The organism is Vibrio breoganii (assembly GCF_001677275.1).
GTDB classification, from domain to species: Bacteria; Pseudomonadota; Gammaproteobacteria; order Enterobacterales; family Vibrionaceae; genus Vibrio; species Vibrio breoganii.
On record NZ_CP016177.1, the window covers coordinates 2287327 to 2309524 of the forward strand.

Annotated in this window: 17 protein-coding genes; 9 read left to right on the top strand and 8 right to left on the bottom strand. The window is 46.7% G+C overall.

From position 1 onward, the window contains the following. Nucleotides 1-5 precede the first annotated feature (5 nt). On the top strand, nucleotides 6-1139 hold the full coding sequence (locus A6E01_RS10520; protein WP_065210191.1) for a glycerate kinase: 1134 nt from the start codon (nucleotides 6-8) through the stop codon (nucleotides 1137-1139). Nucleotides 1140-1216: 77 nt separating this feature from the next. Here A6E01_RS10520 and acnB read toward each other — a convergent pair whose 3' ends face one another. From acnB to hrpB, 4 genes are all read right to left on the bottom strand, one after another. Next, a complete protein-coding gene (gene acnB, locus A6E01_RS10525) occupies nucleotides 1217-3805 on the bottom strand; it encodes a bifunctional aconitate hydratase 2/2-methylisocitrate dehydratase (RefSeq protein ID WP_017032759.1) in 2589 nt (862 codons plus the stop codon). 240 nt (nucleotides 3806-4045) lie between these two features. Continuing rightward, nucleotides 4046-6358 carry a patatin-like phospholipase family protein gene (locus A6E01_RS10530; RefSeq protein WP_017028392.1) on the bottom strand — a complete coding sequence of 771 codons (2313 nt, stop codon included), beginning with the start codon at nucleotides 6356-6358 and terminating at the stop codon, nucleotides 4046-4048. Nucleotides 6359-6428: 70 nt separating this feature from the next. Further along, nucleotides 6429-8816: a penicillin-binding protein 1B gene (gene mrcB / locus A6E01_RS10535; RefSeq protein WP_065210192.1), complete on the bottom strand. Its 2388-nt coding sequence runs from the start codon at nucleotides 8814-8816 to the stop codon at nucleotides 6429-6431. Nucleotides 8817-8876: 60 nt separating this feature from the next. Beyond that, nucleotides 8877-11369: an ATP-dependent helicase HrpB gene (gene hrpB, locus A6E01_RS10540; protein ID WP_065210193.1), complete on the bottom strand. Its 2493-nt coding sequence runs from the start codon at nucleotides 11367-11369 to the stop codon at nucleotides 8877-8879. Between the two features lie 38 nt (nucleotides 11370-11407). Between hrpB and sfsA the strand changes: the two genes are divergently transcribed. The 7 genes from sfsA to panC all read left to right on the top strand — a co-directional run bounded on the left by sfsA (nucleotide 11408) and on the right by panC (nucleotide 17284). Continuing rightward, nucleotides 11408-12121, top strand: coding sequence for a DNA/RNA nuclease SfsA (gene sfsA, locus A6E01_RS10545; protein WP_017028395.1), 714 nt, complete (start codon nucleotides 11408-11410; stop codon nucleotides 12119-12121). A 140-nt stretch (nucleotides 12122-12261) separates the two neighbouring features. After that, complete coding sequence (gene dksA, locus A6E01_RS10550; RefSeq protein WP_065210194.1) at nucleotides 12262-12708, top strand: RNA polymerase-binding protein DksA; 447 nt, start codon at nucleotides 12262-12264, stop codon at nucleotides 12706-12708. Between the two features lie 66 nt (nucleotides 12709-12774). After that, nucleotides 12775-13662 carry a tRNA glutamyl-Q(34) synthetase GluQRS gene (gene gluQRS / locus A6E01_RS10555; protein ID WP_065210195.1) on the top strand — a complete coding sequence of 296 codons (888 nt, stop codon included), beginning with the start codon at nucleotides 12775-12777 and terminating at the stop codon, nucleotides 13660-13662. A 105-nt stretch (nucleotides 13663-13767) separates the two neighbouring features. Further along, the gene (pcnB, locus tag A6E01_RS10560; protein WP_065210196.1) at nucleotides 13768-15117 is read left to right on the top strand and encodes a polynucleotide adenylyltransferase PcnB; all 1350 of its coding nucleotides are present in this window, start codon (nucleotides 13768-13770) and stop codon (nucleotides 15115-15117) included. Continuing rightward, on the top strand, nucleotides 15114-15602 hold the full coding sequence (gene folK / locus A6E01_RS10565; RefSeq protein ID WP_065210197.1) for a 2-amino-4-hydroxy-6-hydroxymethyldihydropteridine diphosphokinase: 489 nt from the start codon (nucleotides 15114-15116) through the stop codon (nucleotides 15600-15602). The genes pcnB and folK overlap by 4 nt, the downstream gene beginning before the upstream one ends. Nucleotides 15603-15629: 27 nt before the next feature. Beyond that, the gene (panB, locus tag A6E01_RS10570) at nucleotides 15630-16424 is read left to right on the top strand and encodes a 3-methyl-2-oxobutanoate hydroxymethyltransferase (RefSeq protein WP_065210198.1); all 795 of its coding nucleotides are present in this window, start codon (nucleotides 15630-15632) and stop codon (nucleotides 16422-16424) included. Nucleotides 16425-16432: 8 nt separating this feature from the next. Next, the gene (gene panC, locus A6E01_RS10575) at nucleotides 16433-17284 is read left to right on the top strand and encodes a pantoate--beta-alanine ligase (protein WP_017028401.1); all 852 of its coding nucleotides are present in this window, start codon (nucleotides 16433-16435) and stop codon (nucleotides 17282-17284) included. 51 nt (nucleotides 17285-17335) lie between these two features. Here panC and A6E01_RS10580 read toward each other — a convergent pair whose 3' ends face one another. Together A6E01_RS10580 and A6E01_RS10585 are read right to left on the bottom strand one after the other, a co-directional pair. Beyond that, entirely contained in the window at nucleotides 17336-18106 is a 771-nt protein-coding gene (locus tag A6E01_RS10580) for an ABC transporter permease (RefSeq protein ID WP_017028402.1), read from the bottom strand. Then, nucleotides 18106-19029: an ABC transporter ATP-binding protein gene (locus A6E01_RS10585; protein WP_017028403.1), complete on the bottom strand. Its 924-nt coding sequence runs from the start codon at nucleotides 19027-19029 to the stop codon at nucleotides 18106-18108. The genes A6E01_RS10580 and A6E01_RS10585 overlap by 1 nt, the downstream gene beginning before the upstream one ends. A gap of 94 nt (nucleotides 19030-19123) precedes the next feature. Between A6E01_RS10585 and can the strand changes: the two genes are divergently transcribed. Continuing rightward, nucleotides 19124-19774, top strand: a complete 651-nt coding sequence (gene can / locus A6E01_RS10590; protein ID WP_065210199.1) for a carbonate dehydratase — start codon at nucleotides 19124-19126, stop codon at nucleotides 19772-19774. A gap of 62 nt (nucleotides 19775-19836) precedes the next feature. On the opposite strand, the gene hpt is transcribed toward can, so the two are convergent. Together hpt and lpdA are read right to left on the bottom strand one after the other, a co-directional pair. After that, complete coding sequence (gene hpt, locus A6E01_RS10595) at nucleotides 19837-20364, bottom strand: hypoxanthine phosphoribosyltransferase (protein WP_017028405.1); 528 nt, start codon at nucleotides 20362-20364, stop codon at nucleotides 19837-19839. A gap of 209 nt (nucleotides 20365-20573) precedes the next feature. Next, nucleotides 20574-21998, bottom strand: a complete 1425-nt coding sequence (lpdA, locus tag A6E01_RS10600; RefSeq protein ID WP_017028406.1) for a dihydrolipoyl dehydrogenase — start codon at nucleotides 21996-21998, stop codon at nucleotides 20574-20576. Nucleotides 21999-22198: the final 200 nt, after the last annotated feature.

A 22198-nucleotide genomic window follows, 5' to 3' on the forward strand; every position in this document is an offset into this window, starting at 1 on the left:
TCAAAATGAAAATTGTAATTGCTCCTGATTCATACAAAGAAAGCCTATCTGCAATGGGCGTAGCTCAAGCAATTGAAAACGGCTTCAAGCAAGTAATGCCAGACGCTGAATACATTAAACTGCCGATGGCAGATGGTGGTGAAGGCACGGTTCAATCACTGGTTGATGCAACGAGTGGCTCTATCATAAAACATACTGTGACCGGTCCATTGGGTGAAGCCGTTGAAGGCTTTTACGGCATGCTAGGTGATGGCAAGACTGCGATCATCGAAATGGCAGCGGCCTCTGGTCTTGATTTAGTTGCACCAGAGAAGCGCAATCCCTTAAAAACCACCACCTACGGTACGGGTGAGCTCATCAAAGCGGTATTAGATAAAGGTGTTGAGCATATTATTGTTGGTATCGGTGGCAGCGCCACCAATGATGGTGGTCTAGGAATGGCTCAAGCCCTTGGCATTCGTATGCTAGATGCTGAAGGCATCGAGCTTGGTTTTGGTGGTGGTGAGTTGTCAAAACTGGCAACCATAGATCTCAACGACCTAGATCCACGCCTGCAAGACGTACGCCTTGAGATTGCTTGTGACGTTGACAACCCATTGTGTGGCCCTAAAGGTGCCTCACATGTATTCGGACCACAAAAAGGCGCAACACCAGAAATGGTTGAACAGTTAGACGCTAACCTTGCCCACTACGCAAGCATCATGAAAGAGCAACTAGGGGCGGACGTCATCAACCTACCTGGTGCGGGTGCTGCTGGTGGACTTGGCGCGGCGCTAGTGGGTCTACTCAGTGCTGAACTTCGCCCTGGCATCAACATTGTCATGGATGCGGTTGATCTAGATAGCGTGGTTGCGGATGCAGACCTTGTGATTACCGGTGAAGGCCGTATTGATAGCCAAACCATTCACGGTAAAACGCCGATTGGTGTTGCTCGCACCGCCAAAAAGCATAACCTACCAGTCATCGGCATTGCCGGCTGTCTCGCTGCAGATTGTGGTGTGGTTCATGGGCACGGTATCGACGCAGTGTTTTCGGTTGTGAATCGCGCGGTAGACCTGCCAACTGCATTGGCAGAAGCGGCTGAGAATATTGAACTCACCGCTCGCAATGTTGCCGCTCTGTATGCGATGAAACGCTAAGCGTATTCGTACTAGATAGAAGCAAAAAATAAGGCCGCTTGATAGCGGCCTTATTCATATCTGCTGTAAATCAGACGTTATGCTGGTTCTTGGAAAATGACCGTGTCTGCTTTTTCAGTGTACTGTCCCATACGATGGAAGTTCAGGTATCGATAGGTATCCGCTGCCGTCGCATCAATCTGCGATGAGTACTCTAGGTATTCTTCTTTGGTCGGAATACGACCTAAGATTGCACCGACTGCCGCAAGTTCTGCTGAAGCCAAGTAAACGTTCGCACCAGTACCTAAACGGTTCGGGAAGTTACGAGTAGACGTAGACATTACCGTTGCTTTGTCCGCAACGCGCGCCTGGTTACCCATACACAGTGAACAACCAGGAGTTTCGATACGAACCCCTGCACGTCCAAAGATGCCGTAGTAGCCTTCTTCTGTCAGTTGGTCACGGTCCATCTTAGTCGGTGGTGCTACCCAAAGACGGGTATCTAGCTGGCCGTTGAATTTCTCCAATAGCTTACCTGCAGCACGGAAGTGCCCAATATTGGTCATACATGAACCAATGAATACCTCATCGATATCAGTACCTTGTACTTCTGATAGTGGACGTGCATCATCAGGATCATTGGGTGCACACAAGATTGGCTCATCGATCTCAGCCAGATCAATCTCAATCACATGCTTATACTCAGCGTCTTTATCCGCTTCCATAAGCTCTGGATTATCTACCCACTCTTGCATAGCGGTAATGCGACGCTCAATAGTACGGCGGTCACCGTAACCTTCAGCGATCATCCACTTAAGCATAACGATGTTAGAGTTCAAGTACTCTTCGATAGACTCTTGAGAGAGCTTAACCGTACAACCGGCAGCGCTTCGCTCCGCAGACGCATCAGATAGCTCAAATGCCTGCTCTACGCTTAGATGTTCAACGCCCTCAATCTCAAGAACGCGACCAGAGAATTCATTGATCTTGCCTGCTTTCTCAACCGTGAGTAGACCTTGCTTGATGCCGTAATAAGGGATGGCATGAACCAGATCACGTAGCGTGATACCTGGCTTCATTTCGCCTTTAAAGCGCACCAAGATAGATTCAGGCATATCCAGTGGCATAACGCCCGTTGCTGCAGCAAAGGCCACAAGACCAGAACCTGCAGGGAAAGAGATACCTAGAGGGAAACGAGTATGTGAATCACCGCCCGTACCGACAGTATCAGGAAGCAACATACGGTTTAGCCATGAGTGGATAACACCATCACCAGGGCGAAGCGATACACCACCACGGTTCATGATGAAATCAGGTAGCGTATGATGAGTATTTACATCAACAGGTTTTGGATACGCTGATGTGTGACAGAAAGACTGCATCACAAGGTCAGCAGAGAAGCCCAAACATGCTAGGTCTTTTAGCTCATCACGCGTCATAGGGCCGGTTGTATCTTGAGAGCCCACTGTGGTCATTTTAGGTTCGCAGTATTGTCCTGCACGTACACCTTCTACGCCACAGGCTTTACCCACCATTTTCTGCGCTAGCGTGTAGCCTTTACTCGATGCCAATGGGTCAACAGGTTTAGCAAACAAATCAGTTTCTTCTAAGCCTAGAGATGTACGAGCACGGCTAGTCAAGCCACGACCCACAATCAGAGGGATACGCCCGCCTGCACGAACTTCATCAAGGAGTACTTTGCCTAGTTCAAACGTAGAGATTACCTCGCCGTTCTTATGCACTACACCTTCATATGGGAAGATATCGATGACATCTCCCATATTCATGCTTTGCACGTCCAGTTCAATTGGCAATGCACCTGAGTCTTCCATAGTGTTATAGAAAATAGGTGCGATCTTTCCACCTAAACAGATACCGCCAGTACGCTTGTTTGGCACGTTCGGAATATCGTCACCCATAAACCACAGCACAGAGTTTGTCGCTGATTTACGAGAAGAGCCTGTTCCAACAACATCACCAACGTAAGCTAATGGAATGCCATCTTTTTGCAGCTCTTCTATTTGGCGAATAGGGCCTACATTACCTTGCTCATCTGGATGGATGCCTTCGCGCTCCATCTTAAGCATGGCTTTTGCGTGCACAGGGATATCAGGACGTGACCATGCATCTGGTGCGGGAGACAAATCATCAGTGTTCGTCTCACCGGTCACCTTGAATACTTTAACGGTGATTTTCTCAGCAACTTTATCTTTTGAGGTAAACCACTCGGCATCCGCCCACGATTGAACCACTTGCTTAGCGAATTCATTACCCGCTTTTGCTTTCTCTTCTACATCGTAGAAGGCATCGAACATAAGCAGTGTATGAGAGAGTGCTTTTGTTGCGATAGGGGCCAGTTCAGAATCGTCTAACAAGCTAACGAGCGGTTCAATGTTGTAACCACCTTGCATTGTGCCAAGTAGCTCAGCCGCCTTTTGCTTGCTCACTAGCGGTGATTCAACCTCACCTTTAGTGATAGCTGTTAGAAAGCCCGCTTTAACGTAAGCGGCTTCATCTACGCCCGGTGGAATACGGTTTTCTAGAAGGTCTAAGATGAAGGTTTCTTCACCTTGAGGTGGGTTCTTAAGTAATTCAACAAGTGCAGCCACTTGTTCTGCGTCTAGGGGCTTTGGAACCACTCCCTGTTCAGCACGCTCAGCTACGTGTTTGCGATAAGCTTCAAGCACAACATCATTCCTCTGGTTGTGGTCTGTGAGCTGAAAAAGCTACAGACATCCTTTGATCAGACACCTTGTCCTATTGTCGTAATATTTCTGCAACACTTATGCATCGCAGTGAACAAGGGCCAAAATGGTGTACCGAGAATATCAAAATTAACCTTAAATTAAAATCTCGCCATTTTGACCAACATAGCAACTTAGGATGAAATTTTTTACAAATTGTGTCTAAAAATGCCTCCAGAGGCGTTATTTAAAGGCGGTACCCATAATCAAATACACCGCCCCCATACCATCTTCAGTATGACCATAGCCAAGAATAATCGGCCCCACTGGAGAGTCGATTCCGGCAAAAACAGAACCGGCAACAAACAAAGGTGCATCACCAATTTCTTTATCTGGACCAGACCACACCCCGCCATATTCTGCGGATGCGCCCAAATAAACCGGCGACTGGAACATACCGAAATCATTTTCAAACCAGCGGTAACGGTAAACTAATTTAGTGAATACTTTGTTCTGACCTATCAAGCTGTTTCTAGGTAATCCCGATAAGTTTTGAAACCCTCCTAACTCATAAGGATCAATCGGTACTGCTGCGGTATTATTCGCATCAAATAGACCAAGTTCTGCCGTTGCCACTAAAGAGTGCTTTTCAAAAAATGTGACAGCGCCAACCAGATCAATTTTATATTCATCAACTCTTTCATCTTGCTCAGTCTTGGTACCTTGCTCTTCTACCGTGTCAAAAGAGCTCACATACTCTAGATAAACAAAAGTACCTTGCGTTGGAAAAGAGAGGCTGTCTAACGTATCGTGTAAATACCTTGCATAGAGCGCCTTTCGTTCAAACTTAGAAGTGCCAAATGATGGCAGGGTGGATAGCTCTGCTTCACCGAGCGTATATCGAAAACCAACTTTGATTTCATTCCACAATGCAGGTTGTAAGCCCATGCCAACATCAGCAATAAATTGCGTATAACTAACAGAAAAATAATCCTCAACCTTGGAAAGATCATCAATATCCTCTTCAAGCACAGCAGCCGTCGCGATATTTCGACGCTCATCTGAGTATTTTAGTGTTAATGAATTAAACAACAGCTGATTGGCAAAAAATGGCGAATAGAGATCGGCAGAAATCAGCTTGTCAGTACCTAATTCAAAATTGGTTCGCAATTCTGCACCTTGTCGACTGATGTCAGTAAAGTTGATAGACGCACCCAGTCCGTATTGACTCTCTGTTGTAAAATCATCTTCAAGATAGAATCTAAAATTCAGATAATTAGGGCCCCAATCCTTTTCATCAACACTGACTACTATGGCATTTTCGTGCTCTCTTTGTTCTACACGGTAGGTGATTTTCTCGAAGCGATCCAAGGCATAGAGACGAGTGATCCCCTTTTCAATCTCTTCTGGGGTAGGCTGTTCATCAGTGGAAAGGTCTAGACGATGGCTCAAAATCTCAGGGTTGTAATGACTCTGATTTTGCACTTCAATCGCTTCAATAGGAATCTCATCTCCCATGATCAAAAGGTCAGCCCTAAGATCTTTGCTTCTGGTATACGCTGCGTACTCTTCCTCGGTAAGCGAGTAGCGCTGTAGCTGTTCGCGATTGGCCATCGCAGCTTCATACCCCAACTCATAAGCCTCGGGCATAGCGCTAAAATCAGTCGTACCTATTTCACCTACCTTTGGTTTCAAATAGGTATCATCTGCTGTCAGTAATTCGGCTTTTTCTAACGTGCCGCGTTGCACTAAGTAGTTAGAAAGCTGCCCACCCACATCCAAAAAACTTCGCAACTCTTCTTTGGTTTTGTAATTACTCGAGATATCAACAGCAATGACGTAGTCCGCTCCCATATCCTTAGCGAGATCGACAGGCATGTTATTCACCACGCCACCATCGACCAACATTCTTCCATTGACTTCATAGGGAGGCAGTGCACCCGGCACGGACATAGACGCCATCATAGCATCCACCAGATAGCCTTTATCAATGACCACTTCTTCAAGCTCGACGATGTCGGTTGCCACCGCGCGGTAACGTATCGCCATATTGTCAAAGGAATCCATTGCAGGAGGGTTGCGAGACGTTTCACGCAAGATACGCAGCATGCCCTGCCCTTGCACAACACCTTTTGGGGTTTTGATGGTGCCCATACCAACACCTAGGTCGGTATTAATCTGGTAGCGATCTTCGTATTCTTTGTCGCGTAGGCGACGATCCGAGCGATTTACTTGGTCGCGATAACCGGAGTTCCAGTCAACTGTCGTCAGGTAACCTTTGATTTGATCCGCACTTTGCCCGGTAGCATAGAGCCCGCCAACGTACGAACCCATACTAGTGCCGGTGATGATATCAACAGGAATTCGCATCTCTTCAAGGGCTTTAAGTACCCCGATGTGGGCAGCACCTTTTGCCCCGCCACCAGCGAGCACTACGCCAATGGTAGGTCTAGAGTTTGGTTTGACCTGTTTAGACTCTGCTGTGGATGCAGATTGCGCCTGTACAGTAAAAGCAAAGACTGCACATATGCCGACAAGGAATGTGTTACGAAGCAATTGATATTCCTATAAATCCGTTTACTAGAATACCTTTAAATCTAACACACTTCGTAACAAATCATTGACCCTACCAAGGTAATATTTTTTTAAACCAAGGCTTTGCGTTAGATTCACACTCCTCAAGCGCCAAGCCACTCTCATCCCAAACAGGAAGTTTGAAGTCGCTGCTGCAATCTACTGCTAGGCTACCATCGTCCAATTTACGGTATCCCAGTGTACGAATGCCTTTTGGCCAAGGCAGACTAAGCACCTCTGGCTCTCGATGTTTTAGGTAGTCGGCATACACTCGCAATGCACCGGATGACCCCGTCAAATGCGCTTGTTGGTTATCATCACGTCCAACCCATAGGGTCACCACTTCTCTGCCATCCACGCCAACAAACCAACTGTCACGCCCATCATTACTGGTACCGGTTTTACCCGCGAGCGCATAGCGAGAATAATTAGCAGAGAGATAGCGCCCCGACCCCTCAGTCACGACTTTCTTCATCGCAAAGGTGGTAAGCCAAGCCGCTTGCTCTGGGACTACCTGCTGAGCACGAGGAAAGGATTGATAAAGAACCTCATCATCTTGGTTTTTGACCACTCGCAGAGCGCTCAATGGCACTTTTCGCCCAGAGTTAGTTAATGATTGGTACATCTGCGCCACTTGATAAGGCGTTAACGAAAATGCCCCAAGGAACATCGAAGGCAGAGGACGAACCTCATCGTCACCTACCCCGAGTTTTTCAATGGTTTGTTGCACGTTTCTAATACCCAGCGTCATACCCAGTTGCACTGTGGGTACATTCAAGGACTGAGCCAGTGAGCGATAGAGCGGCACGTTACCTCGAAACTTTCTATCAAAGTTTCTTGGTGTCCAGTTACTTCCCTTATTTCCTTTGAGTGAGATAGGCTCATCAACTAAAGTGCTCGCCAATCGATACTTATCCGGCTGCATTAACGCATCTAAATAAACCGCAGGCTTAACCAAAGAGCCGATCTGGCGAGAAGCATTCAATGCACGGTTAAATCCATCATAGCCAGTGCGCCTGCCGCCGACCATGGCGCGAATTTCACCCGTCTGTCTGTCCACGGCAATGGCTGCTGCTTCTAGTTGTTCTGGCTTGCCTTTCTCCAGCCTTGGCAGGGTTTCTGTCACGGCTTTTTCCAGCATTGACTGAGACACAGGGTCTAAGGTGGTAAATAAGCGCAGCCCTGCATGTTGCTGAAAGTCTTCACCAACATACTCATTTAGCTCGTTCTTAAGCTGTTGGAAATAAGCAGGCTGCCTACTGGCAATCTGTGGTGTCTTTTGCAGATCCAGCTCTCTACTGACCGCTTGTTGGTACTGGTCGGAATCAAGCGTCCCTTGTTCAAACAGGAGTTTAAGGATCAAATCTCTGCGATCTTTGGCGCGCTCTGGATTACGAATAGGGTTGTAATACGATGGTCCCTTTACCAATCCAACCAGCATGGCCATTTGGTCAATGCGCAGCTCTTGGATAGGTTGCCCAAAGTAGAAACGAGCCGCTAAGCCAAAGCCGTGTATTGCCTCACTAGCACTTTGTCCAAGATAGACCTCATTCAGGTACGCTTCTAGGATTCGGTCTTTGTCATAGCGATGGTCGATAATGAGGGCGATTAAGGCCTCGCGCACCTTACGTACTAGGGTCTTTTCTCTGGTTAAAAATAGATTCTTGCTTAGCTGCTGCGTCAAAGTACTGCCACCTTGCACCGCACGCCCAGCTTTAAGATTAACCACAAAAGCGCGTGCGATTGCGGTAAGTGAGACACCATCATGCTGATAAAAGTCGCGATCTTCCGTGGTTAACAGAGCATCAATCAAAAACTCTGGATAGTCCTGTCGTTTTACAAACAGTCGCTGCTCCGTGACATCTTTTTCCAGCATACCGAGCATCTTCGGCTCAAGGCGTAAAAAGCCCAACTGAGCTTTCTTCTCTACCGATTCAATCTTGGTAACGCTTGAGCTATCAAAATGGAGCATGACATGACGCTCAGCCTCGGGCCCATCCTGAAATTCAAACGGGCGACGAATGAGCTCTATCTTAGTACTAGAGGCGGAATACTCCCCAGGGAATTTAGGATTGCGTACCTTACGATAATGCAAAACATCCAATTCTTTTAGCATCTGAGAGTGGGTAATTTCGGTACCTGGAGCAAGGTTTAATATGCGCGCATAGACGACGGTAGGCAGGTCGAACAGCTGCCCATCAAAGCGGCGCTCTACTATCGTATTCAGATAAATCATTACAAAGGCAAGCACTGCAAACCCGGTAAGCCCAAGCTTCCAGGTAATGCCCCAAAGCTTCTTTAGCCACGAGCGAGGAGCCTTTTTGTTGGCTTTGCTGTTCTTTGAAGCTGGCTTTCTCGGGGCTGCTTTTTTTGCCGGTGTCTTTTTGGCTTGTGGCTTCTTCACCTGACGACTTTTTGGCGGAGTCCGTTTCTCTGGCACGCTATGATTCCATTTAATGTTTAATGACTCAGTATTGAGGTTTATGGCCTCTATCTGAGGTTACTTAAGATGACGTTTCGTTTTACTGGTGGCTTGGTGTGAGGCAGGGTCATCTGGCCACGGGTGCTTAGGATAGCGACCCTTCATCTCTTTTTGCACCTCTTTGTACGCTCCACTCCAGAAACCGGCGAGGTCTTGAGTGACCTGTAATGGCCTTTGCGCAGGAGAGAGTAATTCAAGTGTCACTTTAACTCTACCTTGCGCCACCGTTGGCGACTGAGGCTCACCAAACATTTCTTGAAGCTTGACCGATAGCTTAGGGTTTTGCCCTTCACTGTAGTGAATTGTTTTTGTCGAACCAGAAGGCACCTTTAAAGCCTTAGGCAGTAAGGTATTAATTTCTTGGTTCAATGGCCAGCCTAATTCAGCATTAAGAATATCCAGCATATTCAAGCGCTGTAGGGCTTTTACCGAGCGAACATTATCAAGGTAGGGTAATAACCAGCTCTCTAGGTTATTTAATAGCCCTTGCTCGCTCCAATCTGGCCACTCTTTCTCCGGAAGCCAAGCCATTGCGCAGTTAACGCGACTTCTCAGAGCCTCAGAGTCCTTGCTCCAAGGCAGTATCTGCAAGCCTTTTTTAACAATGTAATCCAGCAGTCCTTTCGCCAACACCTGAGGCGGTATCTCAGAGGGTGAAATAGGTTTACGCTTGATCACCAACTGACCGATTCGAGCTTGATGCTCGGCAAGCATAGCCTGCTTTTCATCGCTCCATTGCACCACATCCTCTTCTTCAAGACGGTGGTAAGTCTCCAGCTCAGACAAGCTAATACTTGCGGCGGCTAATATGCGACTGGCCGACTGACGCCCCTTCTGCAGGTTGGCAACCGCTAAGTACTCATCGCTCGATAAGCGACTATTCTCATCCACAAACGCGCCATGACCGGAGGCAAGTTGGTACTGATTACCGCTTAAAGAGCGACGCTGCCCGAGACGATCAGGATAAGCAAAACTTAGACACACGCCTACCTGGTCTGTCTGTATCGAGGCAACTGAAAACTTACGATGACACCTTGCTGCTAAACTCTCTACTCTTCTTTTTAGCACGCCTTGCTTAGGGTGCTTCCTCTGTGCAAACAGGGCGACTTGAAATGCGATATCATCACTATTTCTCATCGGCTCTTCCAATACTGCTGCGGTCACCAAGGCGGTATCAAAAAGCGCATCAGGCGCGCGTGAAAGCATGGCGCCCAAACGAGGTTCTACACCTAATTGTAGAGTTCGTCTCCCTTGCTGAGTCAGGGTTAAGTCAGAAGTAAGTAAGGTTAGGCGTTGCAATAAATCACTCGCAGCACTTATCGCCGCGGGTGATGGTTGGTCAACACATTGCAGCGCCGTAAGATCGCTACTTCCCCACTGTACAGCTTCAAGCATAAGAGGCGCTAAATCAGAGCGTAATATCTCTGGCGTGGTGTGCGATGGGTTTTGATTGAATTGAGATTCAGAAAAGAGTCTTACGCAAATCCCTGGCTCTGTTCGCCCTGCACGTCCTGCACGTTGGATGGCCGATGATTGCGATATCCATTTCTGCTCAAGGCGAGTAATACCGCTACTCAAGTCAAAGCTCGCTCGATTCTCTAAACCTGAGTCTATTACGATTCTTACCCCCTCAATAGTCAGCGAGGTTTCTGCAATATTGGTGGTTAATACCACCTTTCTTTCGCCCTTATTGCATGGCTGTATGGCCTGCTGTTGAGCGGCAAAATCCAAGCCACCATGCAAGGGAAGTACCTTGACTCCGTTAACCTGTGATAGCTCGTTGCTCAGCGATTCCAAGCAAGCATTGATGAGCCCAACACTGGGCAAGAAAACAAGTATCGAGCCTGCCTCTTCATTTATCGCTTTGATGCTTTGCTGACAAATATGCGCGATGAGATTTTGATTTGGCTTAAGAGGGGCGTATCGCTGCTCAATAGGATAGCCACGCCCTTGTGAGGTATGAATCACCGCATCAGGCATAATGGAATGCAGACCAGCTTGGTCGAGCGTTGCTGACATCACGATGATCTTAAGCTGTTCATTGAAAACTTGCTGCACCTCAAGTGCCAGGGCTAAACCGAGATCTGCATGGATACTTCTTTCGTGAAACTCATCAAATAGCAGCAGTTCAACGTCACTGAGCTCAGGGTCTGATTGAATCATGCGAGTAAGGACACCCTCTGTGACTATCTCAAGCCGAGTAGATGCACTGGTTTTACTCTCGCCGCGGATTCGATAACCCACGCGCCGACCGACAGGCTCGCCAAGCTGTTTTGCAATAAAGGTGGCGATACTCTTCGCCGCGAGTCTTCTTGGCTCAAGCATAATGATCTTGCCCTGCCATTGTGGATCGAGGAGCAACTGCAATGGCAAAAAGGTCGATTTACCCGCGCCAGGAGGCGCTTGAATAATCAACTGAGAATTGAGCGTAAGAGAGGCGGTAATATCCTCTAAAATTGCGCCAATAGGCAAATTGGATAGTGCTTGAGTCAAGAGAAGGGCCTGTGCCATGATGTGTCCTTGGTCAATTCTACCCAAATGATTTAGAAATGGAATTTTCTCCTGCTTTACAAAGTGGCACTTTAATCAAGCGCTATAAGCGCTTTCTTGCCGACCTTTCATTGGATGACGGCTCCGAACTCACTATCCATTGTGCCAATACTGGGGCAATGACCGGATGTGCTGAACCGGGCAATAGAGTGTGGTTCTCTACCTCTGATAACCCTAAACGTAAATATCCCAATAGTTGGGAGTTGACAGAGACACTAGCGGGTCATCGTATATGCGTTAATACCCTACGCGCCAATGCACTGGCTATTGAAGGAATTAGAGCAGGCGCTATCAAGGAACTGTCTGGCTATGAAGAGCTCAAAACCGAACAGAAATATGGCTCAGAGAACAGTCGTATTGATGTGTTATTACGCTCAACGGATAAAGCCGACTGCTATATTGAAGTAAAGAGCGTCACCTTACTTTCTAATGATGAAGGCTTGGGACAGTTTCCAGATGCAGTAACGACTCGAGGACAAAAACACCTTAGAGAGTTGATCGAGATAACAGAATCAGGGCAAAGAGCCGTACTTTTGTTTATTGTTTTACATTCGGGTATTGAAAAGGTGTCCCCTGCAACCCATATTGATGAGCATTATTCAACTTTACTTAAACAAGCGCAAAAAGCCGGTGTTGAAGTACTTTGTTACAATGCAGTTCTATCGGTTGATCAGATGAAGATCTCTCACAAGTTGCCATTTTACGGGCTGTAAAATGACGAATTGTTCACAGTTATTCGTACATCTAGAAATGTAACTAACAGACTCGTTGCTAAAACAAGGACTTTTTGCTATAGATACCCGCCTTAAATTAAGCCACTTAGTGGTTTGATAAGGTTATTAGGAGATGCGGTATGCCAGAATCTAAGAAAAAAGCGCTAGGCATTCTAGCCATAGCAGGCGTTGAGCCGTACCAAGAAAAAGCTGGTGAAGAATACATGTCACCAGAGCAGATGGCTCACTTTACAAAAATTTTAGGAGCTTGGCGCGACCAATTGCGTGAAGAAGTAGAACGTACAGTTGTACACATGCAAGACGAAGCGGCAAACTTCCCAGACCCTGTAGACCGTGCGTCTCAGGAAGAAGAGTTCAGCTTAGAGTTACGTAACCGTGACCGTGAGCGTCGCTTGATCAAAAAGATCGAGAAAACTCTAAACAAGATCGAAGAAGACGAGTTCGGCTTCTGTGACTCTTGTGGTATTGAGATTGGCATTCGCCGTCTAGAAGCTCGCCCAACAGCAGACCTTTGCATTGATTGCAAAACGCTAGCTGAGCTTAAAGAAAAGCAGATGCAAGGCTAACGCCAACAAAGCAATAGTTTAAACTAAAGGGAGCCTAGGCTCCCTTTTTCAGTCATAAGTGTTTGTATGGATTACGTCGGACGTTTCGCCCCCTCCCCTTCTGGCCCTTTGCATTTCGGCTCACTCGTCGCCGCACTGGGTAGCTATTTCCAAGCTAAAAACCAACATGGAACCTGGTTAGTCCGTATGGAAGACCTGGATCCGCCAAGAGAAATGCCAGGCGCAGCGGAGCTTATTCTAAAAACCCTAGAGGCTTATCATCTCTTCTGGGATGGCGAGGTCGTGTATCAAAGCCAACGACATCCAATTTATCAATCACAAATAGAAGAGTGGCTCACGCAACAAGAAGCCTACTATTGCCAATGCACTCGCAAGCAGATCAAAGCCGATGGCGGGTATTATTTAGGTCACTGCAGAGATAAGCACCTTCAAGCTGAAGGCTGTGCGGTTCGTATTAAGGTTGATACTCCAATCACAGAGTTTTACGACCTTAAGCATGGGCGAATCGCTATACCTCAAGCCATTGCCGAAGAAGACTTTATCATTAAGCGTCGTGACGGCTTATACGCGTATAATCTTGCTGTGGTGATTGACGATATTGAACAAGGTGTAACTGAAGTAGTGCGTGGCGCCGATCTCATCGAACCCACGGGGCGACAAATTGGTTTGTATAACACCCTTGGAGTAACACCCATACAGTATCTGCACTTACCACTAGCGGTCACTGATAATGGCGCCAAGCTCTCTAAGCAAAACCATGCCGAAGGTATTAGCCTAGATAACCCCATTCCGACCTTGCTTGAGGCAATGCGATTTTTAGGTTTTTCTCTGCCCAAAGGTATGGATAGCGCCAAAATTGGTGAAATCATCGCCTGGGGAGTTGAACATTGGCACTTAACTCAGCTTCCAGAAGCGACTCAAATCACAACCTTGTTCTCAAATCGCGTCAGCTAGGCTATTATATGCGCGGATTTGAAGCTGATTCAGACCAAACCTTTATTGAGTGCAACACTAACTATCGCACTCTCGTTCCTACTAAAAAAGAAACCGACAAACTCGATGACATCTGATTTCGATACCAATAACTCAGTTGGGAAAATAGACCTTACGATCTACCCAAGAGACAAACACAATATCTCTAGAGAGCATATCAGTGAGAATGCACTCAAGGTATTGTATCGATTACAAAAAGCTGGGTACGATGCGTTTTTAGTAGGCGGTGGCGTTCGCGACCTTCTCTTAGGAAAATCGCCTAAAGACTTTGATATCGCCACCAATGCGACCCCTGAGCAAATCAAACAGTTGTTTCGTAACTGCCGCTTGATTGGCCGCCGCTTTAGATTGGCGCACATCATTTTTGGCCGAGACATTATTGAAGTGGCGACTTTTCGTGGCCATCATCAAGAGCCTGAAAAGCAAACTGCGGTTCAATCTGATGAAGGCATGCTATTGCGTGATAACGTCTACGGCAGCATAGACGAAGATGCTGAGCGTCGCGATTTCACCATCAATGCCATGTATTACAACATTGCCGATTACTCTATCCATGACTATGCCAACGGCATGCAGGACTTAAACGAAGGTATGGTTCGCCTTATCGGTGATGCCGAGGTTCGCTATCGCGAAGACCCTGTGCGTATGCTTCGTGCTATTCGTTTTGCGTCTAAGTTAGACATGGATATCAGCTTTGAAACTGCCAATCCAATCAACTATCTTGCGCCTTTGCTTCAGGGTATTCCTGCGGCACGTCTGTATGAAGAATCTCTCAAGTTACTTCAATCCGGCCACGGTTTAGATACCTATGACCTGCTGCGTGAGTTTGGTTTGTTTGAGCACTTGTTCCCACAAGTGGCAGAGCTATTTACCGAAGAAGAAAATTCAAAGGCTGAGCTCATGATTGAGCTGGTACTGGAATCAACAGACCAACGCATTGCTGAAGGCAAGCGGGTCAATCCTGCCTTCATGTTTGCGGCTATGTTGTGGTACCCGCTAGAAGCCTATGCTGCGCGCCTTATGGCAGAGCAAGGCATGAGCGAATACGATGCCATGATGGTTGCTGGCAACCATATTCTTGATGAACAAGTTCGCAGCACGGCGATCCCACGTCGCCATACCGCAACCATTAGAGAAGTATGGCAACTACAGTCTCGCCTAGAGCGCCGCTCGGGTAAGAGAGCCTTCCGCCTGCTTGAGTTGAACAAATTCCGCGCCGGATTCGACTTCCTGGAAATGCGTGGTGAAGTTGAACAAGGCGATACGCAAAAGCTGGCTCAGTGGTGGCATACCTTCCAGCACTCTGGTCGAAACATGCGCCAAGCTATGGTGAATGATCTTGCGAGTGGTGGTAAATCAGGTAGCGCACGTCGTCGTCGCCCTGCAAAGAAAAAGCCGAAGAAAACTAATTCATGATTAATGCGTATATTGCAGTAGGAAGCAATCTTGGCGATCCTGTCGCTCAAGCAAAACAAGCGATAGAAAGCCTTAAAGATCTTCCTCGCAGCCGTGTTATTCAGGCGTCATCGCTGTATAGCAGCACGCCTATGGGTCCTCAAAATCAGCCCGATTACATTAACGCTGTCGTTAAAATAGAAACTGAACTACAGCCTCTAGAGCTTCTCGATAACACTCAGAAGATAGAGAATGAGCAGGGTCGCGTGCGCAAAGAGGAGCGCTGGGGACCTCGAACTCTTGACCTCGATATTATCCTTTACGGCGATGAGACCATCGACCAGCCACGCTTAGTGGTACCTCACTACGGTATGCGAGAACGAGAGTTTGTGCTTTATCCTCTTCTAGAAATTGAACCTAATTTAATACTTCCCGACGGAAGTGCACTGAGCCAACTGATTGAGTCTGTAGACAGAAATGGGTTGCAAGTGTGGGACCGAAACTAAGTCCAGCTTCCCGTAAAAGGCCTAGAAATGAAAAAAGTAACCATCAATACGCTAATGAAGCTTAAAGAAGAGGGTCGTAAATTCGCCTCTTCAACCGCTTATGACGCAAGCTTTGCTCAACTATTCGAACAACAAGAGATGCCAGTCCTATTGGTCGGCGACTCTTTAGGAATGGTGCTTCAGGGTAAACCAGATACGCTTCCTGTTACCGTTGAAGAGGTAGCCTATCACACGCGCTGTGTTAGAGCGGGTAGCCCAAACTGTCTACTTATGGCGGATATGCCATTCATGAGTTACGCAACGCCTCAGCAAGCCTGCCTAGAAGCGGCAAAACTGATGCAAGCGGGTGCCAACATGGTCAAACTGGAAGGCGGCTCTTGGCTAGCTGAAACAGTGCGCATGTTGACAGAACGTGCAGTGCCAGTATGTGCTCACTTAGGATTAACGCCACAATCAGTGAATATCTTTGGTGGCTTCAAGGTTCAAGGCCGTGAGCAAGAGCAAGCTGACCAGATGGTGAAAGATGCGCTAGAGCTTCAAGCCGCAGGTGCACAAATTATCTTATTAGAATGTATCCCGGCAGAGCTTGCAGAGCGTATCACTAACGCCTTGAACGTTCCTGTTATTGGTATTGGTACTGGTAATGTAACGGATGGCCAAATTCTCGTTATGCACGATATGTTCGGTATTTCGGCTAACTACATGCCTAAGTTCTCAAAGAACTTCCTAGCTGAAACCGGTGACATGCGCAGCGCGGTAGCAAAATACATCTCAGATGTTGAAAGCGGTGCATTCCCAGGCCCAGACCACACCATCGCCTAGGAGTTAACATGCTTACGATTGAAAACACGACTCAGCTTCGCGAGCAGATTCGTAGCTATAAGCGTGACGGCAAAACCATTGGCTTTGTGCCTACGATGGGCAACCTTCATCAAGGGCACCTCACTCTGGTTCGTAAAGCACAACAGATTGCCGATGTTGTTGTGGTCAGCATTTTTGTTAACCCAATGCAGTTTGGCAATCCTGATGACTTGCAAAACTACCCAAGAACGATGGAACAAGACCTTGCATTGCTGAAAGAGCTAGGTACTGACTTAGTCTTTACTCCAACGCCTGAGATCATGTATCCGAAGGGATTGGACAAGCAGACCTTTGTCGAAGTGCCTCTATTATCAAGCATGCTCGAAGGCGCTTCGCGTCCAGGCCACTTTCGCGGTGTCGCCACTATCGTGACTAAGCTATTCAACCTGGTAAGCCCTGACGTTGCGTGTTTTGGTGAAAAAGACTTTCAGCAAGTAGCAGTAATTCGTCAAATGGTTGAAGACCTAGCAATGGATATCAATATTGTTCCTGTATCTACGGTACGTGAGCAAGATGGTCTTGCTATGAGCTCTCGCAATAACCGATTAACCGCAGACGAGCGCAAGGTCGCGCCAGCTCTGGCAAAAATCATGCTTGAAATGGCTGATAGGATTTTACTGGATCCTACGGATGCAAAGGCTGTTATCGCATTTGGTGAGCAAGCCATTACAGAGGCTGGAATGAAGCCAGATGAGTTGTTTATTCGTGATGCTCATACGCTCGAAGAGGTCACCTCCTCGACCGAACAAGCCGTTGTACTCGTTGCAGCCTTTCTTGGCGCGGTAAGACTTATCGACAACAAGCTTGTTGAACTGAGTTAATTCAGCCCAGTCACTAAAAAGGGAGCCTAATTGGCTCCCTTTTTGTTTTTGCTAGCTTCTTAATCCAATGCCTTTATCGACAAGTCGATAAGCCACTGCAAACAAGATAACCACAAATAGCGTTAGGACAGTGAACGAGCTGACGATATCCACATCAGACACGCCCAAGAACCCATAACGGAATGCATTCACCATGTAGACAATTGGGTTGATCTTAGACACGCCCTGCCAGAATTCAGGCAATAAGCTAATGGAATAAAACACACCACCGAGGTAGGTCAAAGGTGTCAAGATGAAGGTAGGGATGATTGAGATATCATCAAAGGTACCGGCAAACACCGCATTGATCAGGCCACCTAGTGCGAATACTACTGAAGTCATAAATACAGTTGCGATGATAACGCCCCAATGCTGAACCTGCAGATCAACAAAGAACAGGGATACAAAGGTCACGATGGTGCCCACTAGGAGCCCTCGAACCACGCCACCCATAACATATCCTGAGATAATCACATAGGTAGGCACCGGAGCCACTAACAACTCCTCAATGTTCTTCTGAAACTTAGAGCTAAAAAATGATGAAGCTACATTGGAGTAGGAGTTGGTAATTACGCTCATCATGATTAGGCCAGGGACAATGTATTCCATGTAGCTAAAGCCATTCATCTGTCCGATGCGAGAACCAATCAAGTTGCCGAAGATAATGAAATACAGTGTCATGGTAATCGCAGGTGGCACAAGGGTTTGTACCCAAATACGCATAAAGCGATTAATTTCTTTGCCTAGTAGACTCTTAAAAGCCGTCCAATATACGCCATACATTACTGCTGTTCCTCGGTTTGATCTCTCACGATAGTGACAAATAGCTCTTCAAGACGGTTGGCCTTATTGCGCATAGAAAGTACCTTCACGCCTGCATCCGTTAGCTGTGAAAAAACATGGTTCAGCCCCTGCTCTTTCTTTAATTCAATCTCAAGGGAGCCGTTCACTAGGTGCTGGCTCACTACATCATTCAGCGGCTGAGGCTGTACCCCTTCCTCAAGATCTAGAATAAAGGTTTCCACCTGCAATTTATTGAGTAGGCTCTTCATACTGGTATCTTCGATCAACTCACCGCGATTAATGATGCCGATATTACGGCACAACATCTCAGCTTCTTCGAGGTAGTGAGTGGTTAGGATAATAGTGATGCCTTCTTTATTGATCTTCTGCAAGAACTCCCACATAGAGCGCCTTAACTCGATATCAACACCCGCAGTAGGCTCATCAAGAATAAGTAACTTAGGCTCATGCATCAGAGCGCGAGCTATCATTAAGCGACGCTTCATGCCCCCTGATAATGTTCTCGCTCTGTCACTGCGCTTATCCCACAATTCAAGCTGAGAGAGGTACTTCTTCGCTCTCTCTTTTGCATCGGCGCGCGATACGCCGTAGTAGCCTGCTTGCTGCAGTACAATTTGCTCAACCGTCTCGAACATGTTGAAGTTGAATTCTTGAGGTACTAAACCCAAATTCTGTTTTGCGAGTTCAAGGTCTTTGTCGATGTCATGACCGAACACAGTAACCGAACCAGAGGTTTTATTGACCAAAGATGAGATAACACCAATGGTCGTGGACTTCCCTGCGCCGTTAGGGCCTAGCAGTGCATAAAAGTCGCCCTTTTTGACGCTAAGGGACACGCCTTTTAGTGCCTCAAAGCCACCTTTGTAGGTCTTTCGTAGATTTTCTATTTCTAATGCGTACATATGAAGTTGATTCTTAGTGGTTATTTGTCACAAATCCGATTTGATTTGAGCGAATTTTAGGTATAGTAACCCAAGATTCAAAAAAGGACTTAACATGCCAGAAATTAAACAGTTATTTGAGAATAATTCCAAATGGTCAAAATCTCGCACAGCTGATGAGCCTGAGTACTTTACTACATTAGCGCAGGGACAAAACCCTGATTTCCTATGGATAGGATGCTCTGATAGCCGAGTTCCAGCAGAACGCCTTACTGGGCTTTATTCTGGAGAGCTATTTGTTCACAGAAACGTAGCAAACCAAGTAATACATACGGACTTGAACTGCTTATCTGTTGTTCAATATGCCGTAGATGTGCTGAAAGTGAAACACATTATTATTTGTGGCCACTATGGTTGTGGCGGCGTTAATGCCTCTATCGATAACCCTAAACTAGGCCTTATCAATAATTGGCTGTTGCACATTCGCGACCTCTACCTAAAGCATCGTGACTACCTTGATGGCTTTTCCGAAGAAGAGCGCTCAAACAAGCTTTGTGAAATCAACGTAGCGGGACAAGTATACAACCTAGGACACTCGACCATCATGCAATCTGCATGGGAACGAGGCCAAGAAGTAGAGATACATGGCGTCGTATACGGTATCGATGATGGCAAACTAGAAGACTTAGGCGTACGTTGCTCAAGCAAAGAAACGCTAGAAGCAAACTTCCCCGTCGCTATGGCGAAGATCCTTAAGCAGGATTAATCGAATCCCCATAAAATAAATACCCGCTCTAAGCGGGTATTTCTCTAACTAGCTTGCGTTAATTATAACGGTACTACTTTACCAATGTATGGCAGGTTGCGATATTTTTGCGCGTAGTCGATGCCTACACCAACCACAAACTCATCAGGGATCTCAAAGCCAATCCACTTCACATCTACCTTAACTTCTCGGCGAGAAGGCTTATCAAGCAGAGTCGCGATTTGAATCGAGTTAGGCTCACGGATAGATAGGATTTCACATACCTTGCTTAGCGTGTTGCCCGTATCAATGATGTCTTCCACCAGCAACACATCTTTGCCTTTGATGTCATCATCAAGGTCTTTCAAGATACGTACGTCACGAGAGCTTTCCATGGTGTTGCCATAGCTAGACGCCGTCATGAAGTCAACGCTGTGGTTTACCGTAACTGCGCGAGATAAGTCAGCCATAAACACAAACGAGCCACGTAGAAGTCCTACCATAACTAGCTCTTCACTGTCTTTATAGTGCTCATTGATCGATGCACCAAGCTGTTGTACTCGCTCTTGAACCTCTTGTTCAGAGATCATCACTTCTACGGTATGTTTCATACTGTTCTCTCGTTTACTGGACTCGCATCAACTATAGCCACCTGTTGCCATACTGTCGCAAAATTTTGCGTTTGAATGGCAAGACGTGCTCAAAAAGTCGTTGCGCTTAAAATGGGCGAGCATTGTAACAAACAATGTTTGAAACCGAAAAAAAACCCAGCTAAAAAGCTGGGTTTTATTTTCAAACTAATTGTTCAGCAAATTAGAAATTACTTCTTCTTCACTGCTTTCTTGTTTGGAAGGTCAGTGATAGAGCCTTCAAAGACTTCAGCCGCAAGACCAACAGACTCGTGAAGTGTTGGGTGAGCATGGATAGTCAGTGCGATATCTTCCGCATCACAACCCATCTCGATAGCTAGACCGATTTCACCAAGAAGCTCACCACCGTTAGTACCCACAACAGCACCACCGATTACGCGATGAGTATCTTTGTCGAAGATCATCTTAGTCATGCCGTCAGCACAATCTGATGCGATTGCACGACCAGAAGCAGCCCAAGGGAACGTAGACACTTCGTAGTTAATGCCTTCAGCCTTCGCTTCTTTCTCAGTCTTACCAACCCACGCCACTTCTGGCTCAGTGTAAGCAATTGAAGGAATAACTTTAGGGTCAAAGTAGTGCTTCTTACCAGAGATAACCTCTGCTGCTACGTGACCTTCATGCACACCTTTGTGCGCAAGCATTGGTTGGCCAACAACGTCACCGATAGCGTGAATGTGTGGCACATTAGTACGCATCTGCTTATCAACATTGATGAAGCCGCGCTCATCAACCTCGATACCCGCTTTTTCAGCGTCGATTAGTGCACCATTTGGCACACGGCCGATAGCAACAAGAACGGCATCATAGCGCTCAGCTTCTGCTGGTGCTTTTTTGCCTTCCATTGATACGTAGATACCGTCTTCTTTCGCTTCAACAGCGGTCACTTTAGTTTCAAGCATTAGCTTGAACTTGTCTTTGATACGCTTAGTGAAGACTTTAACGATGTCTTTATCTGCTGCTGGGATCACTTGATCAAACATCTCAACAACGTCAACTTTAGAACCTAGAGAGTGGTATACCGTACCCATCTCAAGACCGATGATACCACCACCCATGATAAGCAGTTTTTCTGGTACTTCATTCAGTTCTAGTGCATCCGTAGAATCCCAAATACGTGGGTCTTCATGCGGGATGAACGGCAGTTTGATTGGGCGAGAACCCGCTGCAATGATTGCGTTATCGAAGCTAACGGTGGTTGATTCTTCGCCTTCCACTTGGATAGTGTTAGGACCAGTGAATTTACCAAAACCGTTCACAACCGTTACTTTACGCATCTTAGCCATGCCGTTAAGGCCGCCAGTCAGTTGGTCTACAACCTTCTCTTTCCAGATACGGATTTTGCTAATGTCTGTAGTTGGCTCACCAAATACAACACCGTGCTCAGCCATTGCTTTTGCTTCTTCGATAACTTTAGAAACGTGAAGAAGTGCTTTCGATGGGATACAACCCACGTTCAGACAAACACCACCTAGAGTGCTGTAGCGTTCAACAAGTACAGTTTCAAGACCTAAGTCTGCGCAGCGGAAAGCGGCAGAGTATCCAGCAGGACCTGAACCCAGTACCACAACTTGGGCTTTAATTTCTTTGCTCATTTTGACCTCTTGTAGTCATTATCCCTAACAGGCTAATTGGGTATTTGCGTCACCCCAGTTTACAAACTTGTAAACTAAGAGAAAACTAATTCCATTTAGGCTGTGAGCTATACAACAATTCGGCGCTACTTTATCTCAAGTCGCGCCCAATTTTGTTAAATATTTGCGACAAAAAGCAGCTCTTGCGAGCTGCTCTATTT